Source organism: Salidesulfovibrio onnuriiensis, from assembly GCF_008001235.1.
GTDB classification, from domain to species: domain Bacteria; phylum Desulfobacterota; class Desulfovibrionia; order Desulfovibrionales; family Desulfovibrionaceae; genus Pseudodesulfovibrio; species Pseudodesulfovibrio onnuriiensis.
On record NZ_CP040751.1, the window covers coordinates 3,843,631 to 3,866,605 of the forward strand.

Sequence of the window (22,975 nt, forward strand, 5' to 3'; positions counted from 1 at the left end):
GGCCCCACTTCTATTTGCGGCTTGAATTCGGTGAAAATCACCTTAAAATATTGAAGGAAAAATCAATTAGAATCATTGGGCTTTACTGACACCCAAAAGGAGCTCGCACCCACTCGATTACAAAAAACTATTCGTTGGCGACACGCAGCACTTCGGAAAGGGTGGTCAGGCCGGCCCTGGCCTTCTGGCAGCCGTTCTGCACCAGGGTTTCCATGCCCTCGGCCTTGACCTGCCTGCGGATCTGGTTGGAATCCGCCGTACTGAGCATCATGGACTTGACGGCCTCCGAAGGCTCCATGACCTCGTACAGGGCCATGCGCCCCCGGTAGCCCGTGGACATGCAGGCCTCGCACCCCACGGGACGGTAGACGGAACGCCCGCGAAACTCGTCGCCGAATCCCCCGAACTCCATGGCCAGCTGCTGTTCGCTGGGCAGATACTCCTCCCGGCATTCGGGGCACAGGCGGCGCACCAGGCGCTGGGCCACCACGGCCCGGAGCACCGACGAAAGCAGGAAGGGCTCCACGCCCATGTCGATGAGCCGGGTCACGGCGCTGGGCGCGTCGTTGGTATGCAGGGTGGAAAAGACCAGGTGCCCGGTGAGGGCCGCCTGAATGGCGATCTCGGCCGTCTCGTAGTCGCGGATCTCCCCGATGAGCACCACATCCGGGTCCTGGCGCAGGATGGAGCGCAGGCCCGAGGCAAAGGTCAGGCCAGTCTTGGTGTTGACCTGTATCTGGCCGATCCCGTCCAGCTGGTACTCCACGGGATCCTCGATGGTCATGATGTTCTTGTCCGGGGAATTGATGTGATTGAGCACCGCGTAGAGGGAAGTGGTCTTCCCGCTCCCCGTGGGCCCGGTGACCAGGATAATGCCGTGGGACACGTTCACCAGCCGATGCATGCGCTCCAGGTTGTGATCGGAAAGCCCCAGCTCCGGCAGGCCCAGGATGCGGCTACCCTTTTCCAACAGGCGCAGGACCACCCGCTCGCCAAAGGTGGTGGGCAGGCAGGAAACGCGCAGGTCCACCTGGCGGCTGCCCAGGGTCAGGGAAATGCGCCCATCCTGCGGCAGGCGCTTTTCCGCGATATCCAGCCGGGCCATGATCTTGATGCGCGAAACCAGTGCGGCGTGAAAGCGCTTGGCAATGGAATGCTTGTCGTAGAGAACTCCATCCAGCCGGAACCGGACGCGCAGCACGTCCTTGTACGGCTCGATGTGGATGTCGCTGGCATTGGAACGCACGGCCTGGGAGAGGATCATGTTCACCAGCTTGATGAAGGGGGCGTCGCTGGTGTCGTCCAGCAGGTCCTCGATCTTCTCGTCATTGAGCATCCCCAGGGAATCGGTTTCCGCTCCCTCCAGGACCTCGATGGCCTCCAGGTTCTCCTCCATCTCCCCGAAGACCATGTTCACGGCCCCGACCACGGCGTCCTCCGGGGCGAACACCGGCATGGCGTCCCGTCGGTCAAGGACCAGCCGCATGTCATTGAGCACGTCCAGCGACGCGGGCCGGGCCACGGCGATCAGCTGCCGCCCCTCGCCGTCCACCAGGGGGATGGCCTTGAACCGCTTCAGGTAATGGATGGAAAAGGCGTGCACCTGCTCGGCGTCCACCCAGTCCGGATCGATATGCTCGAGAAACGTATAGCCGTAATACCGGGCATGGAACCGGCCCAGGTCGGCTTCGGACAGCCTGCCCTTGGCCAGAAGAAACTCGGCAAGATCAACACCCTGCTCCCGGGCCTTGCCCTCCAGTTCCTCCAGCTCCTCGGCCAGGACGTGCCCCGCCGAAACCAGGGCCGTCTTGATGTCCGCCACGGCCGTCACTGCTGCAGGTCCCTTTCCTGTCCGTCCTGCGCCAGGCCGATGAATACGGGCCGGACCGGGTCGGCCATGATCATCTTCGGGAGCCCCATGCCGTTGCTGCCCAGCTCCACCTCGTGCATCATCTTGCGCTTCATGCTCGCCAGCGCGGAAGACTCGTCATAAGAATTGATAATCTTTGGCGTTATGAAGATGAACAGATTGGTGGTCTTGTCCGTGTCCGATTTCTGCTTGAACAGCCAGCCCAGCAGGGGAACGTCCCCGAGCCCGGGGACCTTGGACCTGCCCTTGGTGGAATCCTCGTTGAGGAGCCCGGCGATGACCGCGGTCTGGCTGTCCTTCATCTGAATGACCGTCTCCACCTCGCGCTTCTTGGTGGTGGGGGCAATGACGTTCTGACTATCGGAAAGCTTGACCAGGCTTTCCACCACCCGGCTGACCTCCTGCTTGATCTCCAGGCGCAGGGTGCCCTTTTCCCCTATGTGCGGGGTCATCTCCAGCTTGACGCCCACATCCTTGTAATCCAGGCTCACCGAGGCGTAATCCTTGTTGACGTTGGAGGTCTGGGTCTGCGTGGAAAAGGGGATGTTGTCCACCACATTGACGCTGGCCTTTTCGTTGTCCAGGGTCAGCAGCTGGGGCGTTGCCAGTATCTTGTAGTCATTGTTGGTCTCGGCGACATTGATGATGGACTGGATGCTGTAGCTCACGGACCCGATCTTGATGGCGTTGTTCATGATGGCGCCGATGGTGCCGCCGGACGGGAACCCGATGGCGCCGGAATCCGCCTTGGAGGGAAGGGTGATGGACCCGCCGCCCGTATTGCTGGAAATGAAGCCCGAGGTGTCGCCCCCGGATCCGCCCGCGGCCCAGTTGACCCCGAACGAAAAGCTGGCGTCCGAGGAGACCTCCATGATCAGGGCCTCGATGTAGACCTGCTTGCGCAGGACATCAAGCTGGGCAATGGTCCCCTTGAGGGCCGCGAACTCGTCCGGGCGCGCGGTGATGATCAGGCTGTTGGTGGCCTTGTCCGCCACCACCTTGATATCCTTGGAAAGCTTGGTGACCTTGCCCTCCTTGTCCACCTGCCGGGAAATCAGATCGTTGAGGATCTTGGCCACGTCCTCGGCGTCGGCGTTCTCCAAGTTCACGAGATGGATGTCGTCCTTGCCCTTGGGAGTGGGAATGTCCAGGGACGCGATCATCTCGGAGATGAGCTCGAGACTGGCGGGATCGCCCAGGGCGATGACCGAGTTGGTGCGCTTGTCCGCCTCGACCAGGGCCAGGGCCTTCTTGCCCACCTTCTCCATCTCCTGGATCTTGGTGGTCATGATCTTGGAAACGCTGGCCGCAATGCTCGCGGCGTCGGCATGCGCCAGCGGGAACGTTCTGGTCCGCGTGGCGTAGGCGCTTCTGTCCACCTCGCGCACCACGGCCAGCAGGCTCTCTATGTTGGATGCGGGAGCGGTGACGATCAGGGTGTTGGTGGGCGTGTATACGCTTACCAGCCCGTTCTTGTCGGTCATGTTCACCAGCAGCTTGGCCAGCTCCGGCGCGCTGGAATTCCTGAGCGGAATGATCTGGGTGATGAGTTCCTCGCCCGCGTCCTTTGCGCTGTAGCGGCCGGCCTGCACCGGAATCCCCTGCCGCCGGGCCTCGGAGATGGGCACGATCTTGTACTCGTTCTCCACCGTGGTGGCCACGATGGCGAAATCGTTCACCAGCAGGATGGTTTCAAAGGCCTCGTAGGCCTCCTCCAGGGAGACCTTGGACGGGGAATAGGCGTTGATACGGCCTTCCACGCGCCGGTCCACGATGAAGTTGCGGCCGGTCAGCTCGCTCATGAACTTGATGAGCACGTGGATGTCCACACTCTTGAAGTCCATGCTGATGGTTCGTTCCAGCGGCGCGTCCTCCGTCTGCGCCGCCGCGGGCGAGGCCAGCAAAAGGCACAGGAGCAACAGGCCGACGATCCGCGCCGCCCCCGGAAACAGGCGCGGCAATATTTCCCTAGCTTTCAAAAGCATCACGCACCACCCCACATGTCCTCCGCCTGGTCATCGCTCTCGAGCTCGATGAGCAGGACCTTTTTCTCCCCGCCCTTGGAAAGGACCAGGGCCCGACGCTGGATTTCCGCGATGGAATGCCCGGCAAGCGAATCCCCCACCTTGACCAGCCGCTGCTTGTCCCCTTCCAGGATGATGGCCCTGGAAAGCGGCGCCGCGTCGCAATAGATGGTGCCCAGCAACTTGATGCCCAGCTGCACCACGGGCAGCTCTTCGATGGCCGTGGCGCCCGAAGCCTCGGGCATGGCGGCCCGGAAAAGATTGCGGTCCCGGATGGCCGCGAAATGGCTCACGGGCGGAATGGGCGCGGCCTCCACGGCCACGGGGGCTTCCATGCCGTCCATGTCCACCTCCGGAAGCTGCGGCTGGGCGGTCAGGGCCTTGCCCGCGCCGCACAGGAAATAACCGGCAACAATGACGGCGGCCAGGGCGAGCCCGGCCGTCCGCAACGAGGGGCGTGGCATCCCGAGTCCCGTCATTCGCATTTTCCCGCCGCCTTATACCGTTCTTCGGCTTCGCAGAATCCCATGGAGCAGGCCCGGCGAAGATCCGAGCATCCCTTGGCCGCATTGCCGAGCAGGAAATGCAGTTCGCCTCTATTGATATACGCCTCCGGGAAATCCGGCTTGCGCGAGATCGCCCGGGTGTAGTCGTCCACAGCCGCCTCAAGCTGCTGCTGCCTTTCGTACCCCAAGGCCCGGTTGTAATAGAAAACCGAGACGGAATCATCCAGCTCCATGGCCTTTTGCAGGTCCACCATGCCCTGCTTGAACCGCCCCAGCTGGAAAAGGCACAGGGCGCGGTTGGAATAGGCGTTGGCCTGCTGGCGGCTGGCCTCGCCGAGCACCAGGTAGGCCGAATACCCCTCGGCCGCATCCTGCCAGAGCCCGTTCTTCTGGGCGGCGTAGGCCTTCATGAACAGGCTTTCCCCGTCCGAGGGATCCAGGGCCGCGGCCTGCCGGAAACAGCCCATCGCGAGCTCGGATTCCTCCAGCTCGAGCGAGGCGATCCCCTTGCCGTAATATCCCCTGGCCCTGGCCGGGGCGACCTGGAGGGCCCGGTTGAAAAAGACCAGCGCCTCGTCGTAACTGCCGAGACGGATATGCGCAAAGCCGATGTTGATGAGGTAGTCGGCATTGCCCGGGGCGCGCATGGATGCGCTTTCAAAGGCCTCCAGGGCCTCTTTGGCCTGCCCCGATTCGAGCAGGAGCACGCCCATGTTGTTCAGGTAGACGGGATTTTCGGGATCGGCGGCGACGAGCTCCCTGAACAGGGCGAGGCTCTTGCCTACATCGCCGCTCCTGTAGGCCCGCACCGCATCCGTGTCCGCCTTGGCAAGGTCGGGCGCAGCATCCCGCCCCTGCTTGCGGGCGGCACACCCGCAGCAGACAATAAACGCCAGCATGGCCAAAAGCATGACCACGTATTTCTTCCCCATATCCCCACCTACTCCGTAAAATCTTCAAAACCGGCCGCGCCGGGGCGGCACTCCACCTCGTTCAGCACCGGGTTGACAAGAAGGCTGTACAGCCCCTCTTCCGTATCCAAACGCACAATGGCGGAGGACGCAACGCCCCGCCTGTTGATGAGCAGCCCCTTGGGGCCATCCCCGTCCTCCCCGGCCAGCACCAGTTCCCGGAACCGCACCGACGCCGGAAAATCCAGCTCCTTCTTGCCGGCAATGCGAACCAGGGACGGCTCGAACTCCACCAGCACATTGGTGCGCGTCAGCTTGGCCAGCGTCCGTCCCTGTCCAACGGTCCCGCGGACAAACCGGACCGCGGAATCGACGCTCCCGCCGGAGGGACCGCCGAGCTGGGGGACCACGAACACCGCCACAATGGCCAGAACCGCCAGGACCACCAGCAACTCGAACAGGGTGAACCCGCCGGAGGCGCCCCTATTCCAGTTCCCAGTTGTTGACATCGGCATCCACTTCGCTTCCGCCCTCGGCGCCGTCGGCTCCGTAGGAGCTCAGGTCAAAGGGGCCATGCTTGCCCGGGGCGATGTAGACATAGCTGTTGCCCCAGGGGTCCTTGGGAAGCTTGGACAGATAGCCGGAAGGCGCATAGTTCTTGGGCGTCCTGCCGGAAGTCGGCTTGCTGACCAGCGCCTCGAGCCCCTGTTCCGTTACCGGGTAAAAACCGTTGTCGATGTAGAATTTCTTGAGAGCCGTGGAAATGCTCTCCATCTGCATGGTGGCCTTGACCACGCGCGCCTTCTGGGGTTCGTCCATGAACTGGGGCACGATAAGGCCTGCCAGCACGCCCAGGATGACGATGACCACCATCAGTTCGATAAGGGTAAAGCCCTCGCATCCGGTCCGTTTTCCAGTGTCTTCCCGTTTCAAAGCAGTCATTGAGAGAACTCCGTATCTATCTCGAAATTGAACGTCTGTAGAGCTCGCCTTCGAACTCCAGCACCAGGAAATCCCTTCCAATATCAACAAGCCTGACGGCGCCGATCCGCTGCCCGGTCCGCAGCAGCCTGGAATCGACCACGGCTATGCTTTTGGCCGGGTTCGCGTTCCAGGCGATGGCCCCGAGGACAAGGCTGCCCACAACAGGATGCGAATCGCCGTCAACGGTTTCGGGGCTGGAGACAACCTCCGCCGCGGGGGCGGGCTCCTCCACCGTGAGCACGACGTCCTCCTGCGCCGGAGCCGTCAGCGGGACCGGGGCTTTGAGCGCGGCAATCCGCTCCACCTCGGGAACCGGGGCCACCAGCTGCCGGACCCCGGCCGCGGCCGTCCGTTCGCCAACACCCTCCGGCATGCTCCAGATCAGCACCGCGCAAAACAGAGCGGCAACCAGCCCGGCCGCGGAAATCCACCACCGCTTGCGCCCGGGCGCGCTCTCCTTTTTCCGCGTTGCGGCAAAAAGGCCGGAATACACGGAATCGCTGCAGACTTCGGCTATCATGTCGGCCGAAACCCGGTCCGTGCCCTTGAAGGCCAGCCCGTCCAGGGCATGGGCGCAGATGTGGTTGATCAGCCGGGGCACCCCGCCGCTCTGCCGCCAGATCCGGTCCACGGCCCGTCCGGAAAAGGACACGCCTTCCACGCCCCCGGTCTCCAGCTTGAAGCGGATGTATTTGTCGGCGTCCTCCCGGGTCAGCGGAGCCAGGCGGCAGCGGACCCCGATCCGCTGGTTCAGGGCTTCCATGCCTTGGGTTTCCAGCAGTTCGAGCAGCTCGAGCTGGCCCACGACAAGGATCTGAACCAGGGGGCCGTCCTGGGCCCGGAGATTGGAAAGAATGTGGATCAGGCCCAAATGCCGTTTGGTCAGCAGATGGCTTTCCTCGAAAATGATGGCGGGGCGCCTGCCCTGCTCCAGCAGCCCACGGAAGTGCTCCTCAAGCCTGTCCACGCAGTCATGGATGGAGCTGAGTCCCGCCGTGGGGATGCCCTGCTTTTCGCAGCAGTGGAAAACCTGCTCCAGAGGCGTCTGGTAGGGGTTGCCCAACTCCACGAAGACGTAGCGGTCCGAAAGATACCCCTGGATGTGCCGGGAAAGGGAGGTCTTGCCCACCCCGATCTCCCCGGTGAGCAGAAGAAGCCCACAGGAGGACTCCAGCCCACGGACGATGCGATGCATGCCCTTCTTGTGGCCGAGCGAAGGAAAGAAAGGGAAACTCTTGGAAGAATCCCCAAAGGGATTCAGTCTGTTTTTCGCGACCATGCCTCTCTCCAGCCTCAATCGAATTTCAGCAGCGTCATCTGGGTGATCAAATTGTTCTGCCCGTCTTTCTTGATGGATATGTCCTGGATATAGATTTCCCGCTTCAGCACCTCTATGTGGTAAAGGAAAGTGACGAATTCATCCAGGGTTATGCCCTTGAAGGCCACGTGGACGGCCTCCACCGGCTCGCCGTCCCCGCCGGTCTTGTTTTCCGGCCGGATGGAATCGACCTTGCCCTCCAGGTTCAAGTCCCGGGTCACCCTTTCCAGATAGGAAAAAATGGGTTCCTGCAGCGCCGTGCCGGATTCGGCCTGCTGGAATGCCGCGGCCCGGTATTGCGCGCTCATGGTCACGGCCCCGCGATACTCCCTGTGGGCGGCGACCAGCCGCGCCGCCAGGCCGTCCTGCTTCCGGGTCATGGGCAGCCAGACCCCGGCCACGAAGAGAATCAGCAGGAAACCGGCAATGAGCATCTTGACCGGCCGGCTGATGTGCAGATCCATGGTCAGGGCCCTCATCGCAGCACCTCCACCTCAAAACGCACGCGTCCGGCCCGCTTGTCTGCAACGGCGCTTCGAATCTTCACGTCCCGGAACGCGCCGGTTCCGGCCATTGCCCTGCGCACGTTCTCCACATCCGCCATGGTCCGGGATTCCCCATGGACCGCAATACGCTTCCTGTCCATGGACAGGCTCAGAAATTCCACATCCGTGTCGGCCCCCAGGGAGGCGCTCAACTGGCGCAGGGTTTCGATGACCGTCAGCCCGCCCTGTTCCCGGGCGGCGGCCTCCCCGCCCAAAGCCCCAAGCCGTGCGGCCAGGATGCTCTTGTACTGGGCGGGAGCCAGGCTGGCGCTCACGTCGGGCAGGGCGTCGGCATACACCTGCCGCGTGGCCTGCTTGACCGCCTCCAGCTCATGCTCCCGGGCGGCCAGGGACGCGTAGACGTACCCGCCCCAGGCAAGGCACACGAGCACCAGCAGTGCGGCCGTCATGCGCAGGTCGCGCCGCCAGCCGGAAACGGACCTCGGCAGGGCGAATTCCCCCTTGCGCAGATTGAACGCGGGGCCGCCTTCGAGGGCTGCGCCATAGGCCGTTGCCAGCCCGCTGCCCCGCTGCCCCTGGTCCACTTCCTCCCCGGGCTTGAAAAAGACTTCGTCCCAGACATCCACCCGGGCCTGGGAAAGATCCGTGAACAGGGTGCGGAAGCCCTGCATGCGCACGATCTCGCCGCTGAGGATGAAATGTCCCGGCGCGGGCGCGTCCCCAAGCTGGCGCGCCGCCTCGCGCAGCAGCTTCCGCAGAAATATCTCCACCTGCTCCCGCAGCAGGGCATGGCCCTGTTCGTCTTCGTCGGCCTCGGCAAAGACCATCAGCCTTCCCACTTCCTCCGGTGAAAGCTTCCCGGCCCGGGCCACGGCCTCCACCAGTGCGGACTCGCCCCAGGGGATGACCGCCAGTTGCTGCGCCTTGCCCCTGGAGAGTGCGCAGAACAGGGTTCGATCAAGGCCGATGTCCAGGCCCACGCTCAGTTCCTGGTCGGCAAACAGGCTCCCGCAGCTGCGGGCAAAGGCCGCCGCGTCCACATCCAGGGCCTCCACCTCCACGCCCCGATCCGAAAAAAGGGAAAGGATCGAGGCCACGGAGTCCTTTTTCAAAACCGCCGCGCAGACCGGGGTGACGCCCGCTGCGTGGCCGCCCCGGAAGTAGTCGCTGACAACCGCGTCGGTTTCGAAAGGGATGTCCTCCTCAAGCTCGAAGCCCACCACCTGGTCTATCCGTCGCCTGCCCTGGAGCGGGAAACGATAGTTCTTGAGGATGCAGCCTCGAGCGTCCACGCAGACCACGGCACGGGAGAGTTCCGCATCGATTGCGGCGGCATGGCTCATGACGGCCCCGACGGCCTCTGCCTCGGAAACGGCCGGAGCGGAAAAACGCACAGGCGGCGACTGCTTGTCCGAACGCAGCAGGAAATGCACCTGCCCGTCGGAGTGGGTTATATAGCCTATGCCGTTTTTCATGCGTCTCGCTCTAATGAATATTTTCCCACAACACAACACAGCGGTCCGGCTCCCTCCTGACAACGGAGGTGCAACGCAGCCGCCCCGCCCCCACCTCGGCGGCGATCTCCACGCGGAACACCATGCTGCGCACGCCCAGAACGGCGGAGGGGAACCGCTCCATGTCCAGGCCGAGCCGCCTGGCGATATCGTCGTACCACTGGCCGGACAGCAGGTTCTCCCCCCGGCTCCTGTAATTCATGACCACACGGACAAACTCGTTGCGGAACCGCGCATCGGGCGGCAGGGCCGCAAGCACCTCGGGCCGGGCCACGTTGACATTGATGGTTCCTTCGTCCCAGGCCGTGACGAACTCCCGCAGGCCGGGGACATCCCCGCTGCCGTAATACACCCTGCGCCGGTCCTCGGCGCTCATGCCCCGCCAGCGGACCAGCAGCAGCTCCTGCGGCGTGCGGAACTGCCTTCCGGGCGGGGAATATGCCGGGGCCTGCATGGCGTACCACCCCCGGTCCCGCAGAAGGTCCTGACCGCCCAGCCAGACCTTGATGGAGGCCAGGTAATCCTCGGGGTCGGCCTGAAGGCCGTGCCGCCTGCAAAGGCTTTCCACCAGGCGGACGAACACACCGCCCAGGGCCTTTGCCCGGTCTTCCTCGCCGCCCAGGGCATTGAGGGAAATCCGCCCGTTCTCCGGGGTCACGCTTCCGGTCAGCTCCCCCGACTGGAGAGACCGGGACAAATCCGCAAATTTCTCATCGATCCGGGCCCAGTCGTCGAACCCGTGGTCCGCCCTGTCGCCGTTGCGCCGCAGGTCCTCCAGCAGTTCGTGGCGCGCCACGTCCAGTCCGGAGCGGAGCAGCGCCCCGCCCGCCACCATGCTGCGCTGGCATGCGGCTCCGGCATAGTCGATCCTCAGGTACTTGCCGCACTCCAGGATCAGGGCCACGGCCGCCGCCATGACAAGCAGCACGACCACCAGCACGGCCCCCTCCCTGTTCTCGCGCCGGGAAATCATCGCAGCTCCCGCGCCATGGTGGACAGGCCGACGCTGAACCGCTGTTCCTCCCCGTCCGCGCCGAGGATGCGCACCCGCACCGAGGCCGGATAGCGCTGGCCGGAGGCCCATTCCGAAAGAAAGCTGTCGGTCTCGGGGTCGGCATACGCCACTTCCAGCTCGTCGATCCCCCTGAAAACCGGAACCTCCACCCACGGCCACCTGCCGGAAAGGCCGCAGTAGCGTTTTTCCCTCCGGAACAACGTCCCCACGCCGGACACATCCTTGAGCACGTATTCCACCCGCTGCAGGGAAAAGGACGCCCCATCGGAATTGTCCCCGAGGCTGGCCGTGGTGCTGAAGGCCATGAGCGTGCCGCCTTCCCCAAGGAAGGAACCGCTTTTGCCCACGAACCGGAATTCCGTTTCCTTTCCGGCGTAGAGCGAGCGCAGGTCGTCGAACAGAAGACCCTCCAGGGTCCGGACGCCGCTCGCCGCCTCTTCCCGCGCCCTGACGCTCGACGCCACATCGGCGACCGAGCCGAACATGGCGAACAGGGCCATCATGATCACTGCGGAAAGGGCCACGGCAACCAGGACCTCCAAAAGCGTGAAGCCGCTGCGCCCCGAAACGTCCCGGCGGGTTCGGGCCATGCTCAGCGCCCCTCCCGGAACAGCCGTTCCACCACAAGGGACCTGCCGGAATCCTCGCGCCGGACCACCAGCTCCATGCGGTACCACCCCCCGGACTCCAGCAGGCCGGACTGTGCGGTCCAGCTGAAACCGGGAGCGCCGTCAAAGCCGCCCTGCCGCGAAAGGGAGGCGGAAAAGCCGTCCTCCTCGAGTTCGTGCAGTTTCATGCCCGCCAGGCGAGCCATGGTATCCGTGTGGCCTATGTCCGCCATCATGTCCTGGGTTTGGGAGACGTGCTTCATGACCGCCAGCGCCCCGATGCTGAGAATGGCCAGGGTGACGAGCACTTCGATGAGGGTGAATCCGGCGTTGCTGCTCATAGTATTCAAGACCGTACGTATTGATGATCCGTACTTTCCACGGCATTTTGCCTAGGATTGCCGGATCCTAGTAGAGTCATATATAAAAGGCCAGAAATCTTTGTCGAGCCCGGGGCAGTTTTTTTTATGACTGAAGCAACTTGTTTCCGGGGCTTCCACCGAGTATGGTCCGGAACATCGACGGACAGGTATCGGCAATCCGCTTGCCCGCCTCCATGGAAACCACAGGAACCGACACGAACCAGCATGCCGATCTTCAAGTACAGGGCCGCCGACAGGAGCGGCAAGTCGCGCAAGGGCATCATTGACGCCGCAAGCCGCAAGCAGGCCGTGCGCAAGCTGCGCGACCAGGGCCTGCTGCCCATGGACATCGTGCAGACCGAGACCGCCGCCAGGGAAACCCGCGCCAAGGGCGCGCGCCTGTCCCTGGACTCCCTGCACCGCGTGCCCAAGGACGCCATAGCCGCGATCACCCGGCAGCTGGCCACCCTGCTCAAGGCGGGGCTGCCCCTGGACGAATCCCTGGACGCCTGCATCGCCAAGAAGGGCGACACCCTGCAGCGCATCATGTCCGAGGTGCGCGAATCCGTGCGCGAGGGCGAGGACTTCGCGGGCGCGCTGGCGAGGCATCCCCGCGTCTTCGGCAAGACCTTCGTGACCATTGTCCGGGCCGGGGAAAACTCCGGCACCCTGGACATCGTCATGGAGCGCCTGGCCGACCACATGGACCAGCAGATCGCCCTGCGGCGCAAGATCCAGGCAACCATGGCCTACCCGGCGCTCATGCTGGTGGTGGGCGTTTGCGTGGTCATCTTCCTGCTCTCCTTCGTGGTGCCCAAGGTCACGGAAATATTCTTCGACATGGAACGCGCCCTGCCGTTGCCCACCCGCATCCTGCTGGGAGCCAGCGACCTGTTTTCCGCATACTGGCCCCTCATGATTCTGGCAGTGTGCGCGGCGGGTCTGGGCCTGCACCGCCTGACCATGCATGACAAGGGCCGCAAAGCCTTCCACGCCTTCCTACTCAGGGTCCCGCTGCTGGGCGAGGTCTTCCGGCTCATCTCCATCGGCAGCCTGACCAAGACCCTGGCCATGCTACTCAAGAACGGCGTCTCCCTGGACACGGCCCTGACCATCGTGCTCGACGTCTCGGGCAACGAGGTGCTCAAGGAGGTCACCGCCGACCTGCACCAGGCCGCCCATGAGGGCAGGAGGCTTTCCGAGCCCCTGGAGTCCTCCTCCATGTTCGACCACGCCTCGGTGCAGATGATCGCCGCCGGGGAACGGAGCGGCCGCCTGGACGACATGCTCCTGCTCGTCGCCAACTCCAGCGAGAGCAAGGTGGACGCGCGCCTGCAGATGCTCACCTCGCTCATGGAGCCGGTCATGATCCTGTTCATCGGGGGGCTGGTCGGATTCGTGGTCATGGCCATCATGCTGCCCATCTTCGAGATGAGCAATCTTGTGGGCGGTTAGCCCTCTTTCCCTTTCCTCACACGGAGGGAGCCGAAGCCCCCTCCTCCAATAGACACAAACTCAAAACGCCTGTCCGCCGTTCACGGCAATGGCCCCGGTATGCCCCCTGTTTCCGGCATCCGTGCGCATCCTGTGGACCGCCATCAAGGCCTTCCGCAGCTTGTCGTTCTCAGAATCCCAGGCGATCACCGCGTGCCCCATAATGGCTCGCTTCATGTCCGATCTGTACACATAGACCATGCGGGTCGAGGCCGGGGGCAACGCAAAAGTGCCGGTCCCCTGGGCGATCGTCTCCACCGATGACCCCGGAGCCCCCGTGGAAACGCTGCACAGGTTGGAAACATCATTTCCGTTCTCATCGTAAACCGTCACCCGGCATGTGACATCCGAAGCCGAGATGTTGGTAATCAACAGGATGTTCATGTTCAGCCAGTTGTCGTTGCCATGGCGAACCAGTATTCCGGGCACCACGGCGCTCCCTCTGGGGGTAAAGCCTTCCTGGGCAAAGCCGGAGCCCGCGAAAGCAGCAGCAAAAACAAACGCCGCCAGAAGCACAGTCAGTTTTTTCATCAGCCATTTCTCCTTGTTACAAATAAGGGAGAGGCCCATTCCTCGCCCCGATGCACCATGTAGGGTTATGAAAATGGCTGCGCGACACAGGCTCCTCTGTGGTTGGCCCCAGGTCGACCTGGCTTCGGCAGCGTGCGATTATTTCAAAAGCCGCCATTCGCCTATACTATATCGAAAGAAGCACAACAACACCTCGGCCAACAAGAAGGAGCCGAAGCCCCTCCTGCTTAAAACACAATTAGAACGGCTGGCCGTTGTTGATCATCATAAATCCGCTTGTGTAGGTTCCAGACCCGCTACGCCCGTATTGGCGGACACTCCCCACAAGAGCTTTGGCCACCTTCAGATTGCTGCTCTTCCATTCGACTACGGCATAGCCGAAAAGCATCCTGTTTGATTTTTTATAAAAATCAACGAAACGGCTGGCATTGGCAGGGATTGAGAAAGTATTGCCCGTGCTTTCCAGAACGCAGGAACCTCCACTTTGGGAGCCTGTGTAAATGTTGGCCTGAGCGCCAATCTCGTTGCCGTCGTGGTCATAAAAGCGGACCGTGCACTCCACCGCGCCTTCCGTGACGTTGGAAAGATAGATCGAGCTGGCATTGTACGTTGTGTCATTTTTGTACCAGGTCAGAATCGTGGGGACGATGGTACTGCCATGGGAGTACGACACTGCCTCAGCCATTGCAGAACCGCACATAAGCAGCGTCAAAACCAAAGTGAGCATCAATTTCTTCATCTTCAGTTCTCCTGTTGAGTATGAGTGAGGGAGGGAACCGAAGCCCCCTCTGTAACAGCGTGTAAGCTAGAACGGCTGGCCGTTGTTGATGTATATTTCACTGGCAGGGGTATCAGTGCTGCTATAAGTCCTGAAGAACCTGGAGGTACCTATCAGGGGCTGCGAAAGGTCTGCATCACTACTACGCCATTCGATGACGGCGTAGCCCATAAATACCCGGTCATCCACCCAGAAGGTCGCCCTTCGAGTGTTCTTTGCCGGGACAACAAAAGTCTCCACTTGTCTTGCCACATACGTGAAATTCTTTCCCGCGCCCATGGTACCTTTAAGGATGCTAAAACGGTTCTTCACTCGGGTTCCGTCATGGTCAAAAGCCTTGATGGTAACGGTCACGTCGCTGTCCGAAAGGTTGGTGAGATTGATACAGGTCCAGGAACTCAATGCAGAGCTTGCTTTGTGGCTTTCAAGACGCGGCACAACCACGCTCCCCATGGAAGCTGTCGTTTCTTGGGCAAACGCGGCTGAAGAAAGCATCACAACCATAGCCAAAGCGAGCATCAATTTCTTCATCTTCAATTCTCCTAGTTTTACTTGAGAGGAGACACTGCCCCCCCCCCGAAATTCAAGTCGAGTTAGAACGGCTGGCCGTTGTTGACCAAGCTTCTGGAAGCAAAATAGCTTCCGGCCATTCCTTCATAACGGCTGCTGGCTATCAGCGCTTTCCGAAGCTTCTTGTTTGTGGAAGTCCACTCAATGACGGCATATCCAGCCATCCCGATACTGGAGGATTTAAACACATAGGTACGCGTGGCGTGGGCAGCCAGTTCGAACGTATTTTGTCCTGTCGATTCATATTTAAAACCTCCAGCAACACCACCAACCGATACATGGCAAGAGGTGGAAACATCGTTGCCGAAGTCGTCATAAACATTGACACGGCACGTGACTGCACTATCTGTAATATTTGAAATAGTCATGCATGTAATAATAAATTGAGAGTTATTACCATAACGACTTTTCACATCAGGGACCAAAGCACTCCCTTGTGCGTTGAAACAATCCTCTACTGCGACCGCGCTGCCGCACAGCAACAGGACCAAAGCAAACGCAAACATCAATTTCTTCATTCTCTATTCTCCTTCAGTATGAGTATGGGAGGAAGCCCTATGCTCCCTCCCCAATTCGAGTGCGATTTAGAACGGCTGACCGTTGTTGATCAGCACATGGGAAGAACATTTCTGGCCGGAAACGCCAACGATGCGACTTCCCGCGATCAGGGCCTTGCGCAAGTCCTCATCAGCCGAGGTCCACTCGATGACCGCATAGCCATTCACGCTTTTGCCGTCCGTGAAAAAACTGAACAGACGGCTAGAATGGGCCGGAATCTTGAAGGTGTTGCCGGTGGAAAGTTGGGTGAAGCCCCCGATGGAGTTGCCGATCCACACGGAACCGTTTGAGGAAACGTCATCCCCGTTCTGGTCGTAGACCTTCACACGGCAGGTCACTTCGGTGCCCGTGATGTTGGAGATATCCATATTGGTTTTTAAAAACTGGCTGTCATTGGCGTAGCGGCTTATGACCGAGGGCACCAGGGCGCTGCCCTTGGCGTTGAAGCAGTCCACTGTGGCGGAGGCGCTGGCGCACAACATTACAACCATCGCCAATGCGAGCATCAATTTCTTCATCTTCTTTTCTCCTTCTCTGTATTGATTTCGGGAGGGAACCGAAGCCCCCTCTGTAACAGCGTGGAAGCTAGAACGGCTGGCCGTTGTTGACTGGGGTCGTGCTCATGAAGCCTCTGTTGGCTTCTGTTTTATACATTCTGAATGTGGAGATAAGGGCTTTACGCAAGTTATTATCTTCAGACGTCCAATCAATAATTGCGTGCCCCATGATGGCGTGATTCGTAGCGATGAAATGAACCATGCGGGTTGCTCCAGCAGGCAGTTCAAATGTCCCTGTTCCTGTAGCAATTGTCTTAAATTTTTTGCCGGACGACCCTGTACTTACACTACAGAAGTTAGTGACATCCATTCCGTCTTGGTCAAAGACCCTTACTCTGCATGTCACAGCAGAGCTGGAAATATTCGTTACCCAAAAACTATTGAAATCCCTCCACTGGTTATCCGCGTAATAAGATACAATGCCGGTAACTACAGCACTCCCTTTGGCGTTGAAGCACTCCTGCGCGGCTGCAACAGAACTCAGCATCACGACCATGGCCAGTGCGAGCATCAATTTCTTCATTCTCTATTCTCCTTTTCAGCATGAATAAGAGAGGGAGCCGAATCTCCCTCTACACAACACGAATCGAGTTAGAACGGCTGGCCGTTGTTGAGTTGTGAACCCCATGTAAACTTCTCGCTACGGGAACGGAAGAACGTGTACATACCGGCTATAAGCGCCTTTCGCTGCTTCTCGCTATCAGAAGTCCATTCGATGACCGCATAACCCGAAAACCTAGTCGTATTACTGTTTTGGATCTTATATATTCGGGTAGAATTAGCCGGAATCTCGAAAGTTCCACTAGTAGACACATTAATCAGATTGGCACTGTTTCCAGCAACATAGACATTACCATTGGAAGAAATATCATCACCGTTTTGGTCATAAACGGTCACACGACAGGTCACTGCAGTGCTTGTAATATTGGAAAGAGTAAAAGATGTATTTTGGTAGTAATCGCTTTCAAAGCTCAAACCGTGGACATCCGCTACAAGCAGACTTCCCTTGGCATTGAAGCAGTCCACAGTGGCAAACGCGCTGCCGCACAGCATCAGGACCAAAGCAAACGCAAACATCAATTTCTTCATTTTTTTCTCCTTTTCAGCATGAATACGAGAGGGAGCCGAATCTCCCTCTCGGAATCAAGTGCGAGCTAGAATGCCTGCCCACTGTTCAGGAATTGCTGACCATAGGAATGGTCGCCAGTATTGTATGCGGAAAAGAAACGCAGTGATCCCATCAATGCCTTACGCTGCAATTTATCGCTGGACGCCCACTCTATAACTGCATGACCGATAACATTTGCGTTAGTTATATTGTAACCAAAATTGACAACACGAGTACCATGAGCCGCCAAATCGAAAGTTCCGGTCCCTTGCGCAACCAATGACCAGCTATTCTTATTTGATGACCCTTCGTATACGTTGCAATATTTGCTAACATCATTTCCGTTACGGTCATATACCGTAACCTTAACTTGCACAGCATTTCCAGACACGTTAGTAAGCAAAAACTTAGTAATAGTTCTGTTGGTATTGCTCACATAGTTAGCCGACACGCCAGGGACTACAAGACTTCCCTGCGGTGTAAACGTTTCCTGAGCAGCCGCTATTGAACTCAGCAGCAGGACCATTACCAGTGTAAGCATCAATTTCTTCATCTTCTTTTCTCCTTTTCAGCATGAATACGAGAGAAAGCCGAAGCCCCCCTATAGTTCGAGTGTGACTAGAACGGCTGGCCGCCATTGACATTTGCCATGAATCCATAAGACTTATCGCCGTAGGATATTGTTTTCTGCAAAGTAGCCATCAACGCCTTCTTCAGCCTGCTGTCTGCGGATGTCCACTCAATCACGGCATGTCCGTAAATCATGCCATTGAGGGAACTCGGAGCAGCCACAATCCGGGTCGCGCCCGCAGGCAAGGTAAAAGTGCCTGTTCCGGTAGAAACCGATGTCGCCCCATTACCAGAGGCTGATCCCGTGCTAACTTTGCAGATGGAACTTCTATCGTTACCGTCATGATCAAAGAGCGTCACCTTTACAGTCACTTCACTACCACTGATATTAGTCACAAACAGATTGAACACATCGGTCCAGGTTCCTTTGCGGCACTGTATTCCGGTGACAACAGCACTTCCATGCGACACAAAAACTTCCTCAGCGACCGCGCTGCCGCACAGCAGCAGGACCAAAACAAAAGCAAACATCAATTTCTTCATTTTCATTTCTCCTTTGAAGTGTAGGGGGGACGAGGGGCCCGACCCTCATCCCGGATTCGAAGACGGCAATGCTCCGGCAGCTGCCGACAAAACACCCCGCAAAGGGAATGCTTCAGACAGCAGACACCATTGAGCACAACATCCAAATGCCAAAACGCGAAAAGGAGAAGAGAGAACGAGCACTCCACCATGTGTGCTCGGCAACCCGGCTATCTGCGTGAGACCCGTGGCTTTCCGTCTCCGCCTCGCGACGGATTTGGCAATTGGATATACTTGCTGGTCAAAAGCATGATTCTCTAACTATCCCCGAACCAATATCAGCCAGAGAATCAAAAACTTTGATACAATATCTATCCACCCGCATTATCACATGCAACTATTTTTTGCACAACGAACATGGGGTAAAATTATTACATAATGATTATTAACAAAGCAGAAAACGGCAAAAGGCAAAACTGCATGAAAACGCCAGCCGAGGACGACCCCGGCGGGATCAAGGCTTCGGCAGACGCACCGGCTGATCCGGTTTCATGCGCGCCGCCCCGGACAAGGAAGGAAACAAAAAAAGCCCCACACTTGCGTGTGGGGCTTTCGACTTTTAGTGGCGGAGCCGAAGGGACTCGAACCCTCGGCCTCCGGCGTGACAGGCCGGCGTTATAACCAGCTTAACTACGGCTCCGCGTTTATGGTGGGCGGTACAGGGCTCGAACCTGTGACCCTCGGCTTGTAAGGCCGATGCTCTCCCAGCTGAGCTAACCGCCCGAAGTGAAGGCAGCTTATAACGGCATCCACCCCACCTGTCAACGGCACTTTTCAGGAAAACCGCACTTTATCATTCCCCGGGCCCGCGCCGTAGCGCTCCGGATTCGCATCAACATCGCCATCACCTTATTATAGATAATATCTATAAACAATAACGCGAGCCATGTCTTCTTTCGATTATGCACAGCTATTCATTTCAAGTATTTAAATCAACTATTCCTATACCAATCATAGTTGCTTCGAGAGGAGGGTCCCATGTTTTCCGTCAAGAAGAATTTCACGTCCACCACCTGGGCGCTCATTCCGCTGGCCATCTGCATCAACATCGTGGTCGGCCAGATCGTTTCGCTGCTCAAGCTGCCCGTGTACCTGGACACCATCGGCTCCATCCTGGTGGGCGCCCTGTGCGGCCCCTGGGCGGGCGCGCTGACCGGCGCGCTCTCCAACGTGGTCTGGGGCATGTTCGCCCCCGGCGCCCTGCCGTTCGTTCCGGTGGCCGCCTGGATCGGCTTCGTGGCCGGGGTCTGCGCGCACTACGGCCTGTTCCGGACCTGGTGGAAGGTCTGCATCGCCGGGGCCATCATCGCCGTGACCACCCCGTTCGTGGCCACCCCCATCGTGGTCTACGTATACGGCGGGGTCGAGGGCAGCGGCGCTTCCCTGATCACCGGCGTGCTCATCAAGTCCGGCATGAAGGTCACCTCGGCCGCCTTCTACAAGAACCTCATGGTGGAGCCCCTGGACAAGATCCCCAGCGCGCTGGTGGCCTATGTCCTGGCCCGGAGCATCCCCAGGCGCATCGCCTCCCGCATGCCCGGCACGGCAAAAATCGCCTAATCGCATTCCCGGGCGGGTCATGACGGCCCGCCCTTTTCCCGACCCATGACGCATTCGGCATTTCACGGCGGGCGGGAAGGCTTCCTGCACCGCCTCAATCCCCTGACCAAGCTCACGGCCGCCGGCACTCTGGCCGCCGCGGCCTTTCTGCTGCCCGAGGCCTGGTGGAACTTCCCGCTCTGGTTCCTGGCGCTCCTGCCCCTGGCCGTCGCCGGGCGGCTGGCGCGCCCCTTCCTGAAAACCGTGGCCGCCATGTACCTGCCCTTTGCGGGCTTCCTGTTCCTCATCCACGGCCTGTTCCATCCGGCATCGGAGGACGAGCTCTTCCGGCTGTGGATCTTCTCGGTGCAGTCCGGGCCGCTCCTGTACGCCGCCGGGGTGGCCGGGCGCGTGCTGGTCATGCTCTCGGCCTTCACGCTCCTGTTCCTGTCCACCCATCCGGGCCGGCTCATGCAGGACCTGCAGCGCCGGGGCCTGCACTGGGCGCTTGCCTATGTGGTCACAGCCACCCTCCAGTTCCTGCCGCTCGTGCGCGAACGGGCCCGGACCATTCTCCAGGCCCAGCAGGCGCGCGGCCTGGACACGGGCGGCTCGCTCGGAAACCGTATCCGGGCGCTGCTGCCGCTTCTCGGCCCGCTTTTCCACGGTGTGCTCATGGAGGTGGAGGACCGGGCCCTGGCCCTGGAGACCCGGGGAGTCATGCGCTCCGGCCCGCGCCAGTTTCTGACCCGCATCGAGGATCCGGCCCCGGAAAAGGCCGCGCGCTGGTTCTGCCTGGCGTGCCTGCTGCTGCTCATTCTCTGGCGCGGGGGGCGGGCATGGCTCTGATGGAACTGCGAAATATCTCCTGCCGCTACCCCGGCGAAGAAACCCCGGCCCTGGAAGACATCTCCCTGCGGCTGGAGTCCGGCGAAATCCTGCTGGTGCTGGGGGCCTCGGCCTCGGGCAAATCCTCGTTCTGCCGCCTGGTCTGCGGGCTCATGCACCATTTCTACCGCGCCCATGTGGACGGCGAGCTAAGCCTGTGCGGGCTGGACCCGTCCCGAGCAAGCCTGGACGGCTGCGTGCGGCGCGCGGGAATGGTCTTTCAACGCCCGGAAAACCAGCTCACGGGCACCCGGTTCACCGTGGCCGAGGAAGTGGCCGTGGGCCCGGAAAACCTCGGGCTGGACCGCCCCGCCATCCAAAGGCGCGTGGACCAGGCCCTGGACATGGTGGGCATCCCCCACCTGGCGGGACGCAACCCCATGTCCCTGTCCGGCGGCGAGCGCCAGCGCACGGCCCTGGCCACGGTGCTGGCCATGGAGCCGCAACTGGTGGTCCTCGACGAACCCGCCTCGCAGCTGGACCCGCAGGGCGAGCATCAGGTCCTCACTATCGTGCGAAAACTCGCGGACAGGGGATGCGGCATTGTCATGACCGCGTCCGACGCAGGACACGCCGCGAACCTGGCCGACAGAATCCTGGTGCTCCGGGAAGGAAGGCCCGCCCTGTTCGGCGCGCCCGCCCAGGTGCTGGCCTCAAAACAGCTGGCGGAAACCGGCGTCCCGGCCCCGGTCTGGATGGACCTCGCCCGCCGGGCCATGCGGGAAGGCCTCTGGCCCCGCGAAAAGGCCTTTCCCCTGAGCATGGACGAGGCGGCCCAAGGCTTCCGGGAGGTGCTGCGCCATGCGGATTGAAGTGAGCGACCTGCGCTACGGCTACTCGCGGGACCGCCAGATCCTGAACGGGGTGAGTTTCTCGGCCGGTCCGGGCGAACGCATCGCCCTGGTGGGCCGCAACGGCGCGGGCAAGACCACCCTGGCCAAGCTCTGCTGCGGCCTGCTGCAACCGGACGGCGGCGCTGTCTCACTGGACGGCGAAGCCGTGCACGCCCTGCCCGTGGCCCAACGGGCGCAGCGCATCGGCTACGCCTTCCAGGACCCGGACACCCAGCTCTTCGCCCGCAGCGTGGCGGAGGAAACGGCCTACGGCCCCCGCAATATCGGCCTGGAGCCCCCGGCCGTGGAACGGGCCGTGGAGCAAGCCCTGGAACTGACCGGCATGAAGCCGCACCGGGACGCCCATCCTCACGAGCTGCCCCTGGCCCTGCGCCGCATGACGGCCCTGGCCGCCACCCTGTCCCTGGGCTGCGGCTGCCTTGTCTTCGACGAGCCCACCGCCGGGCTGGACGGGCCGCGCCTGGAAATCCTGGGGAACATCCTGAACCACCTGCGCGAGCAGGAAACAACCAGCATCACCATCTGCCACGACATGGATTTCTGCGCCCGGTTCATGGACCGCGTGCTGGTGCTGCACCAGGGCCGACTGGAAGAGGACCTCCCGGCCAGGGATTTCTTTGCCGACCAGGGACGGCTGGAACGCATGGGCCTGGCCCTGCCCGCCATCACCAAGCTGGCCCGTGACGCGGGGCTGCCCGGAACCGTGCTCCATGCCGAGGAATTTCTGAGCGCCCTTCGCCGCAACGCCAACAGACAAGGATACAAATCATGAACCGGAGCCGAACCATCTGCGTGGCGGCCAGCTGCCTGCTCAACGCCAATGCCAAGATAACGCCCTATGCCGCCTGCCCGGGTGTGAACACCGAGGTGATCATGCCCTGGATCGAACAGGGCGCGGGACTGCTCCAGCTGCCCTGCCCGGAAACCACCTACCTGGGCATGCTGCGCTGGGGCATGACCCGCGAGCAGTACGACACCCAGGGCTACCGCGACCATTGCCGGGCGATCCTGCGCGCCCCGCTGATGGAACTGCGGGCCTATGCCGAGGCCGGGTATGCGATTGCTGCGGTGCTGGGGGTCAACGGCAGCCCCAGCTGCGGGGTGGAGACCACCTGCGAGGGCTACTGCGGAGGCGAGGTGAGCGAGGACGCGGCCCGGGAGCAACGGAAGAACCTGCGCATGGTTCCGGGACGGGGGGTGTTCATGGAAGTGCTGGCCGACATGCTCCGGGAGCATGGCCTGGACGTGCCGCTCACCGGCATGGACGACGCATGATATTTGGACGCGAAAAGGCCCGCCGAAGCGGGCCTTTGTTTTGCGGTCGTCGC

At 60.8% G+C, this 22,975-nt stretch carries 27 protein-coding genes, 2 tRNA genes and 1 riboswitch; of the genes, 6 read left to right on the forward strand and 23 right to left on the reverse strand.

The features are described from left to right. Window positions 1-127 precede the first annotated feature (127 nt). The 12 genes from gspE to FGL65_RS17920 form a co-directional block, all read right to left on the reverse strand. Complete coding sequence (gspE, locus tag FGL65_RS17865; RefSeq protein WP_147822595.1) at window positions 128-1,822, reverse strand: type II secretion system ATPase GspE; 1,695 nt, start codon at window positions 1,820-1,822, stop codon at window positions 128-130. 5 nt (window positions 1,823-1,827) lie between these two features. Next, complete coding sequence (gene gspD, locus FGL65_RS17870; RefSeq protein WP_147822596.1) at window positions 1,828-3,855, reverse strand: type II secretion system secretin GspD; 2,028 nt, start codon at window positions 3,853-3,855, stop codon at window positions 1,828-1,830. Continuing rightward, on the reverse strand, window positions 3,855-4,373 hold the full coding sequence (locus tag FGL65_RS17875; RefSeq protein ID WP_187170456.1) for a type II secretion system protein N: 519 nt from the start codon (window positions 4,371-4,373) through the stop codon (window positions 3,855-3,857). Before FGL65_RS17875 ends, gspD begins: the two co-directional genes overlap by 1 nt. Then, window positions 4,370-5,332 carry a tetratricopeptide repeat protein gene (locus FGL65_RS17880; RefSeq protein ID WP_147822598.1) on the reverse strand — a complete coding sequence of 321 codons (963 nt, stop codon included), beginning with the start codon at window positions 5,330-5,332 and terminating at the stop codon, window positions 4,370-4,372. The genes FGL65_RS17875 and FGL65_RS17880 overlap by 4 nt, the downstream gene beginning before the upstream one ends. Window positions 5,333-5,340: 8 nt before the next feature. Then, window positions 5,341-5,820, reverse strand: a complete 480-nt coding sequence (locus FGL65_RS17885; RefSeq protein ID WP_187170457.1) for a pilus assembly FimT family protein — start codon at window positions 5,818-5,820, stop codon at window positions 5,341-5,343. Beyond that, window positions 5,795-6,253 (reverse strand): type II secretion system major pseudopilin GspG, encoded by a 459-nt coding sequence (gspG, locus tag FGL65_RS17890; RefSeq protein ID WP_187170458.1) that lies wholly within the window; start codon window positions 6,251-6,253, stop codon window positions 5,795-5,797. Before gspG ends, FGL65_RS17885 begins: the two co-directional genes overlap by 26 nt. A 16-nt stretch (window positions 6,254-6,269) precedes the next feature. Next, the gene (locus FGL65_RS17895; RefSeq protein WP_187170459.1) at window positions 6,270-7,490 is read right to left on the reverse strand and encodes an AAA family ATPase; all 1,221 of its coding nucleotides are present in this window, start codon (window positions 7,488-7,490) and stop codon (window positions 6,270-6,272) included. Between the two features lie 98 nt (window positions 7,491-7,588). Further along, window positions 7,589-8,092 (reverse strand): hypothetical protein, encoded by a 504-nt coding sequence (locus FGL65_RS17900; RefSeq protein ID WP_147822601.1) that lies wholly within the window; start codon window positions 8,090-8,092, stop codon window positions 7,589-7,591. Then, on the reverse strand, window positions 8,089-9,594 hold the full coding sequence (gene gspL / locus FGL65_RS17905; protein WP_147822602.1) for a type II secretion system protein GspL: 1,506 nt from the start codon (window positions 9,592-9,594) through the stop codon (window positions 8,089-8,091). The genes FGL65_RS17900 and gspL overlap by 4 nt, the downstream gene beginning before the upstream one ends. A gap of 10 nt (window positions 9,595-9,604) precedes the next feature. Next, window positions 9,605-10,606: a type II secretion system minor pseudopilin gene (locus FGL65_RS17910; RefSeq protein WP_187170460.1), complete on the reverse strand. Its 1,002-nt coding sequence runs from the start codon at window positions 10,604-10,606 to the stop codon at window positions 9,605-9,607. After that, window positions 10,603-11,238 carry a type II secretion system protein GspJ gene (locus FGL65_RS17915; protein WP_147822604.1) on the reverse strand — a complete coding sequence of 212 codons (636 nt, stop codon included), beginning with the start codon at window positions 11,236-11,238 and terminating at the stop codon, window positions 10,603-10,605. The genes FGL65_RS17910 and FGL65_RS17915 overlap by 4 nt, the downstream gene beginning before the upstream one ends. A 2-nt stretch (window positions 11,239-11,240) precedes the next feature. Continuing rightward, window positions 11,241-11,597 carry a type II secretion system protein gene (locus tag FGL65_RS17920; RefSeq protein WP_147822605.1) on the reverse strand — a complete coding sequence of 119 codons (357 nt, stop codon included), beginning with the start codon at window positions 11,595-11,597 and terminating at the stop codon, window positions 11,241-11,243. Between the two features lie 246 nt (window positions 11,598-11,843). On the opposite strand from FGL65_RS17920, the gene FGL65_RS17925 reads away from it, so the two are divergent. Then, window positions 11,844-13,073 (forward strand): type II secretion system F family protein, encoded by a 1,230-nt coding sequence (locus FGL65_RS17925; RefSeq protein WP_187170461.1) that lies wholly within the window; start codon window positions 11,844-11,846, stop codon window positions 13,071-13,073. 60 nt (window positions 13,074-13,133) lie between these two features. Here the strand turns inward: FGL65_RS17925 and FGL65_RS17930 are convergent, their stop codons facing one another. The 11 genes from FGL65_RS17930 to FGL65_RS17980 all read right to left on the reverse strand — a co-directional run bounded on the left by FGL65_RS17930 (window position 13,134) and on the right by FGL65_RS17980 (window position 19,089). Then, window positions 13,134-13,643, reverse strand: coding sequence for a hypothetical protein (locus FGL65_RS17930; RefSeq protein ID WP_147822607.1), 510 nt, complete (start codon window positions 13,641-13,643; stop codon window positions 13,134-13,136). A 238-nt stretch (window positions 13,644-13,881) separates the two neighbouring features. Further along, window positions 13,882-14,382 carry a hypothetical protein gene (locus tag FGL65_RS17935; RefSeq protein WP_147822608.1) on the reverse strand — a complete coding sequence of 167 codons (501 nt, stop codon included), beginning with the start codon at window positions 14,380-14,382 and terminating at the stop codon, window positions 13,882-13,884. Between the two features lie 66 nt (window positions 14,383-14,448). Further along, entirely contained in the window at window positions 14,449-14,952 is a 504-nt protein-coding gene (locus FGL65_RS17940) for a C2 domain-containing protein (protein ID WP_147822609.1), read from the reverse strand. Between the two features lie 62 nt (window positions 14,953-15,014). Beyond that, window positions 15,015-15,509 (reverse strand): hypothetical protein, encoded by a 495-nt coding sequence (locus FGL65_RS17945; RefSeq protein ID WP_147822610.1) that lies wholly within the window; start codon window positions 15,507-15,509, stop codon window positions 15,015-15,017. A 66-nt stretch (window positions 15,510-15,575) separates the two neighbouring features. Then, complete coding sequence (locus FGL65_RS17950) at window positions 15,576-16,067, reverse strand: putative periplasmic lipoprotein (RefSeq protein ID WP_147822611.1); 492 nt, start codon at window positions 16,065-16,067, stop codon at window positions 15,576-15,578. 67 nt (window positions 16,068-16,134) lie between these two features. Next, window positions 16,135-16,629, reverse strand: a complete 495-nt coding sequence (locus FGL65_RS17955) for a hypothetical protein (protein WP_147822612.1) — start codon at window positions 16,627-16,629, stop codon at window positions 16,135-16,137. Between the two features lie 68 nt (window positions 16,630-16,697). After that, window positions 16,698-17,195 carry a hypothetical protein gene (locus tag FGL65_RS17960; protein ID WP_147822613.1) on the reverse strand — a complete coding sequence of 166 codons (498 nt, stop codon included), beginning with the start codon at window positions 17,193-17,195 and terminating at the stop codon, window positions 16,698-16,700. Between the two features lie 65 nt (window positions 17,196-17,260). Continuing rightward, a complete protein-coding gene (locus tag FGL65_RS17965; protein WP_147822614.1) occupies window positions 17,261-17,767 on the reverse strand; it encodes a hypothetical protein in 507 nt (168 codons plus the stop codon). Window positions 17,768-17,832: 65 nt separating this feature from the next. After that, window positions 17,833-18,327, reverse strand: a complete 495-nt coding sequence (locus tag FGL65_RS17970) for a hypothetical protein (protein WP_147822615.1) — start codon at window positions 18,325-18,327, stop codon at window positions 17,833-17,835. Between the two features lie 196 nt (window positions 18,328-18,523). Next, window positions 18,524-18,598: riboswitch (cyclic di-GMP riboswitch) on the reverse strand. Window positions 18,599-18,929: 331 nt separating this feature from the next. Next, a tRNA-Asp gene (locus FGL65_RS17975) sits at window positions 18,930-19,006 on the reverse strand. A gap of 7 nt (window positions 19,007-19,013) precedes the next feature. Then, window positions 19,014-19,089: transfer RNA gene (locus tag FGL65_RS17980), tRNA-Val, on the reverse strand. Between the two features lie 255 nt (window positions 19,090-19,344). Between FGL65_RS17980 and FGL65_RS17985 the strand changes: the two genes are divergently transcribed. The 5 genes from FGL65_RS17985 to FGL65_RS18005 are packed head-to-tail and all read left to right on the forward strand — an operon-like array spanning window position 19,345 to window position 22,922. After that, window positions 19,345-19,926 (forward strand): ECF transporter S component, encoded by a 582-nt coding sequence (locus tag FGL65_RS17985; RefSeq protein ID WP_147822616.1) that lies wholly within the window; start codon window positions 19,345-19,347, stop codon window positions 19,924-19,926. 45 nt (window positions 19,927-19,971) lie between these two features. Continuing rightward, window positions 19,972-20,754, forward strand: a complete 783-nt coding sequence (locus FGL65_RS17990) for an energy-coupling factor transporter transmembrane component T family protein (protein ID WP_147822617.1) — start codon at window positions 19,972-19,974, stop codon at window positions 20,752-20,754. Further along, window positions 20,745-21,605 (forward strand): energy-coupling factor ABC transporter ATP-binding protein, encoded by an 861-nt coding sequence (locus FGL65_RS17995; RefSeq protein ID WP_147822618.1) that lies wholly within the window; start codon window positions 20,745-20,747, stop codon window positions 21,603-21,605. Before FGL65_RS17990 ends, FGL65_RS17995 begins: the two co-directional genes overlap by 10 nt. Then, window positions 21,595-22,419, forward strand: coding sequence for an energy-coupling factor ABC transporter ATP-binding protein (locus tag FGL65_RS18000; RefSeq protein ID WP_147822619.1), 825 nt, complete (start codon window positions 21,595-21,597; stop codon window positions 22,417-22,419). Before FGL65_RS17995 ends, FGL65_RS18000 begins: the two co-directional genes overlap by 11 nt. Beyond that, on the forward strand, window positions 22,416-22,922 hold the full coding sequence (locus FGL65_RS18005) for a CD3072 family TudS-related putative desulfidase (RefSeq protein WP_147822620.1): 507 nt from the start codon (window positions 22,416-22,418) through the stop codon (window positions 22,920-22,922). The genes FGL65_RS18000 and FGL65_RS18005 overlap by 4 nt, the downstream gene beginning before the upstream one ends. Window positions 22,923-22,975 lie beyond the last annotated feature (53 nt).

What these genes read in the sequence shown, in the direction of transcription:
- gspD (WP_147822596.1), bottom strand. Translation starts at nt 3,855, where the DNA reads ATGCTTTTGAAAGCTAGGGAAATATTGCCGCGCCTGTTTCCGGGGGCG.
- FGL65_RS17875 (WP_187170456.1), bottom strand. Translation starts at nt 4,373, where the DNA reads ATGACGGGACTCGGGATGCCACGCCCCTCGTTGCGGACGGCCGGGCTC.
- FGL65_RS17880 (WP_147822598.1), bottom strand. Translation starts at nt 5,332, where the DNA reads ATGGGGAAGAAATACGTGGTCATGCTTTTGGCCATGCTGGCGTTTATT.
- FGL65_RS17885 (WP_187170457.1), bottom strand. Translation starts at nt 5,820, where the DNA reads ATGTCAACAACTGGGAACTGGAATAGGGGCGCCTCCGGCGGGTTCACC.
- gspG (WP_187170458.1), bottom strand. Translation starts at nt 6,253, where the DNA reads ATGACTGCTTTGAAACGGGAAGACACTGGAAAACGGACCGGATGCGAG.
- FGL65_RS17895 (WP_187170459.1), bottom strand. Translation starts at nt 7,490, where the DNA reads ATGCATCGCATCGTCCGTGGGCTGGAGTCCTCCTGTGGGCTTCTTCTG.
- FGL65_RS17900 (WP_147822601.1), bottom strand. Translation starts at nt 8,092, where the DNA reads ATGAGGGCCCTGACCATGGATCTGCACATCAGCCGGCCGGTCAAGATG.
- gspL (WP_147822602.1), bottom strand. Translation starts at nt 9,594, where the DNA reads ATGAAAAACGGCATAGGCTATATAACCCACTCCGACGGGCAGGTGCAT.
- FGL65_RS17910 (WP_187170460.1), bottom strand. Translation starts at nt 10,606, where the DNA reads ATGATTTCCCGGCGCGAGAACAGGGAGGGGGCCGTGCTGGTGGTCGTG.
- FGL65_RS17915 (WP_147822604.1), bottom strand. Translation starts at nt 11,238, where the DNA reads ATGGCCCGAACCCGCCGGGACGTTTCGGGGCGCAGCGGCTTCACGCTT.
- FGL65_RS17920 (WP_147822605.1), bottom strand. Translation starts at nt 11,597, where the DNA reads ATGAGCAGCAACGCCGGATTCACCCTCATCGAAGTGCTCGTCACCCTG.
- FGL65_RS17925 (WP_187170461.1), top strand. Translation starts at nt 11,844, where the DNA reads ATGCCGATCTTCAAGTACAGGGCCGCCGACAGGAGCGGCAAGTCGCGC.
- FGL65_RS17930 (WP_147822607.1), bottom strand. Translation starts at nt 13,643, where the DNA reads ATGAAAAAACTGACTGTGCTTCTGGCGGCGTTTGTTTTTGCTGCTGCT.
- FGL65_RS17935 (WP_147822608.1), bottom strand. Translation starts at nt 14,382, where the DNA reads ATGAAGAAATTGATGCTCACTTTGGTTTTGACGCTGCTTATGTGCGGT.
- FGL65_RS17940 (WP_147822609.1), bottom strand. Translation starts at nt 14,952, where the DNA reads ATGAAGAAATTGATGCTCGCTTTGGCTATGGTTGTGATGCTTTCTTCA.
- FGL65_RS17945 (WP_147822610.1), bottom strand. Translation starts at nt 15,509, where the DNA reads ATGAAGAAATTGATGTTTGCGTTTGCTTTGGTCCTGTTGCTGTGCGGC.
- FGL65_RS17950 (WP_147822611.1), bottom strand. Translation starts at nt 16,067, where the DNA reads ATGAAGAAATTGATGCTCGCATTGGCGATGGTTGTAATGTTGTGCGCC.
- FGL65_RS17955 (WP_147822612.1), bottom strand. Translation starts at nt 16,629, where the DNA reads ATGAAGAAATTGATGCTCGCACTGGCCATGGTCGTGATGCTGAGTTCT.
- FGL65_RS17960 (WP_147822613.1), bottom strand. Translation starts at nt 17,195, where the DNA reads ATGAAGAAATTGATGTTTGCGTTTGCTTTGGTCCTGATGCTGTGCGGC.
- FGL65_RS17965 (WP_147822614.1), bottom strand. Translation starts at nt 17,767, where the DNA reads ATGAAGAAATTGATGCTTACACTGGTAATGGTCCTGCTGCTGAGTTCA.
- FGL65_RS17970 (WP_147822615.1), bottom strand. Translation starts at nt 18,327, where the DNA reads ATGAAGAAATTGATGTTTGCTTTTGTTTTGGTCCTGCTGCTGTGCGGC.
- FGL65_RS17985 (WP_147822616.1), top strand. Translation starts at nt 19,345, where the DNA reads ATGTTTTCCGTCAAGAAGAATTTCACGTCCACCACCTGGGCGCTCATT.
- FGL65_RS17990 (WP_147822617.1), top strand. Translation starts at nt 19,972, where the DNA reads ATGACGCATTCGGCATTTCACGGCGGGCGGGAAGGCTTCCTGCACCGC.
- FGL65_RS17995 (WP_147822618.1), top strand. Translation starts at nt 20,745, where the DNA reads ATGGCTCTGATGGAACTGCGAAATATCTCCTGCCGCTACCCCGGCGAA.
- FGL65_RS18000 (WP_147822619.1), top strand. Translation starts at nt 21,595, where the DNA reads ATGCGGATTGAAGTGAGCGACCTGCGCTACGGCTACTCGCGGGACCGC.
- FGL65_RS18005 (WP_147822620.1), top strand. Translation starts at nt 22,416, where the DNA reads ATGAACCGGAGCCGAACCATCTGCGTGGCGGCCAGCTGCCTGCTCAAC.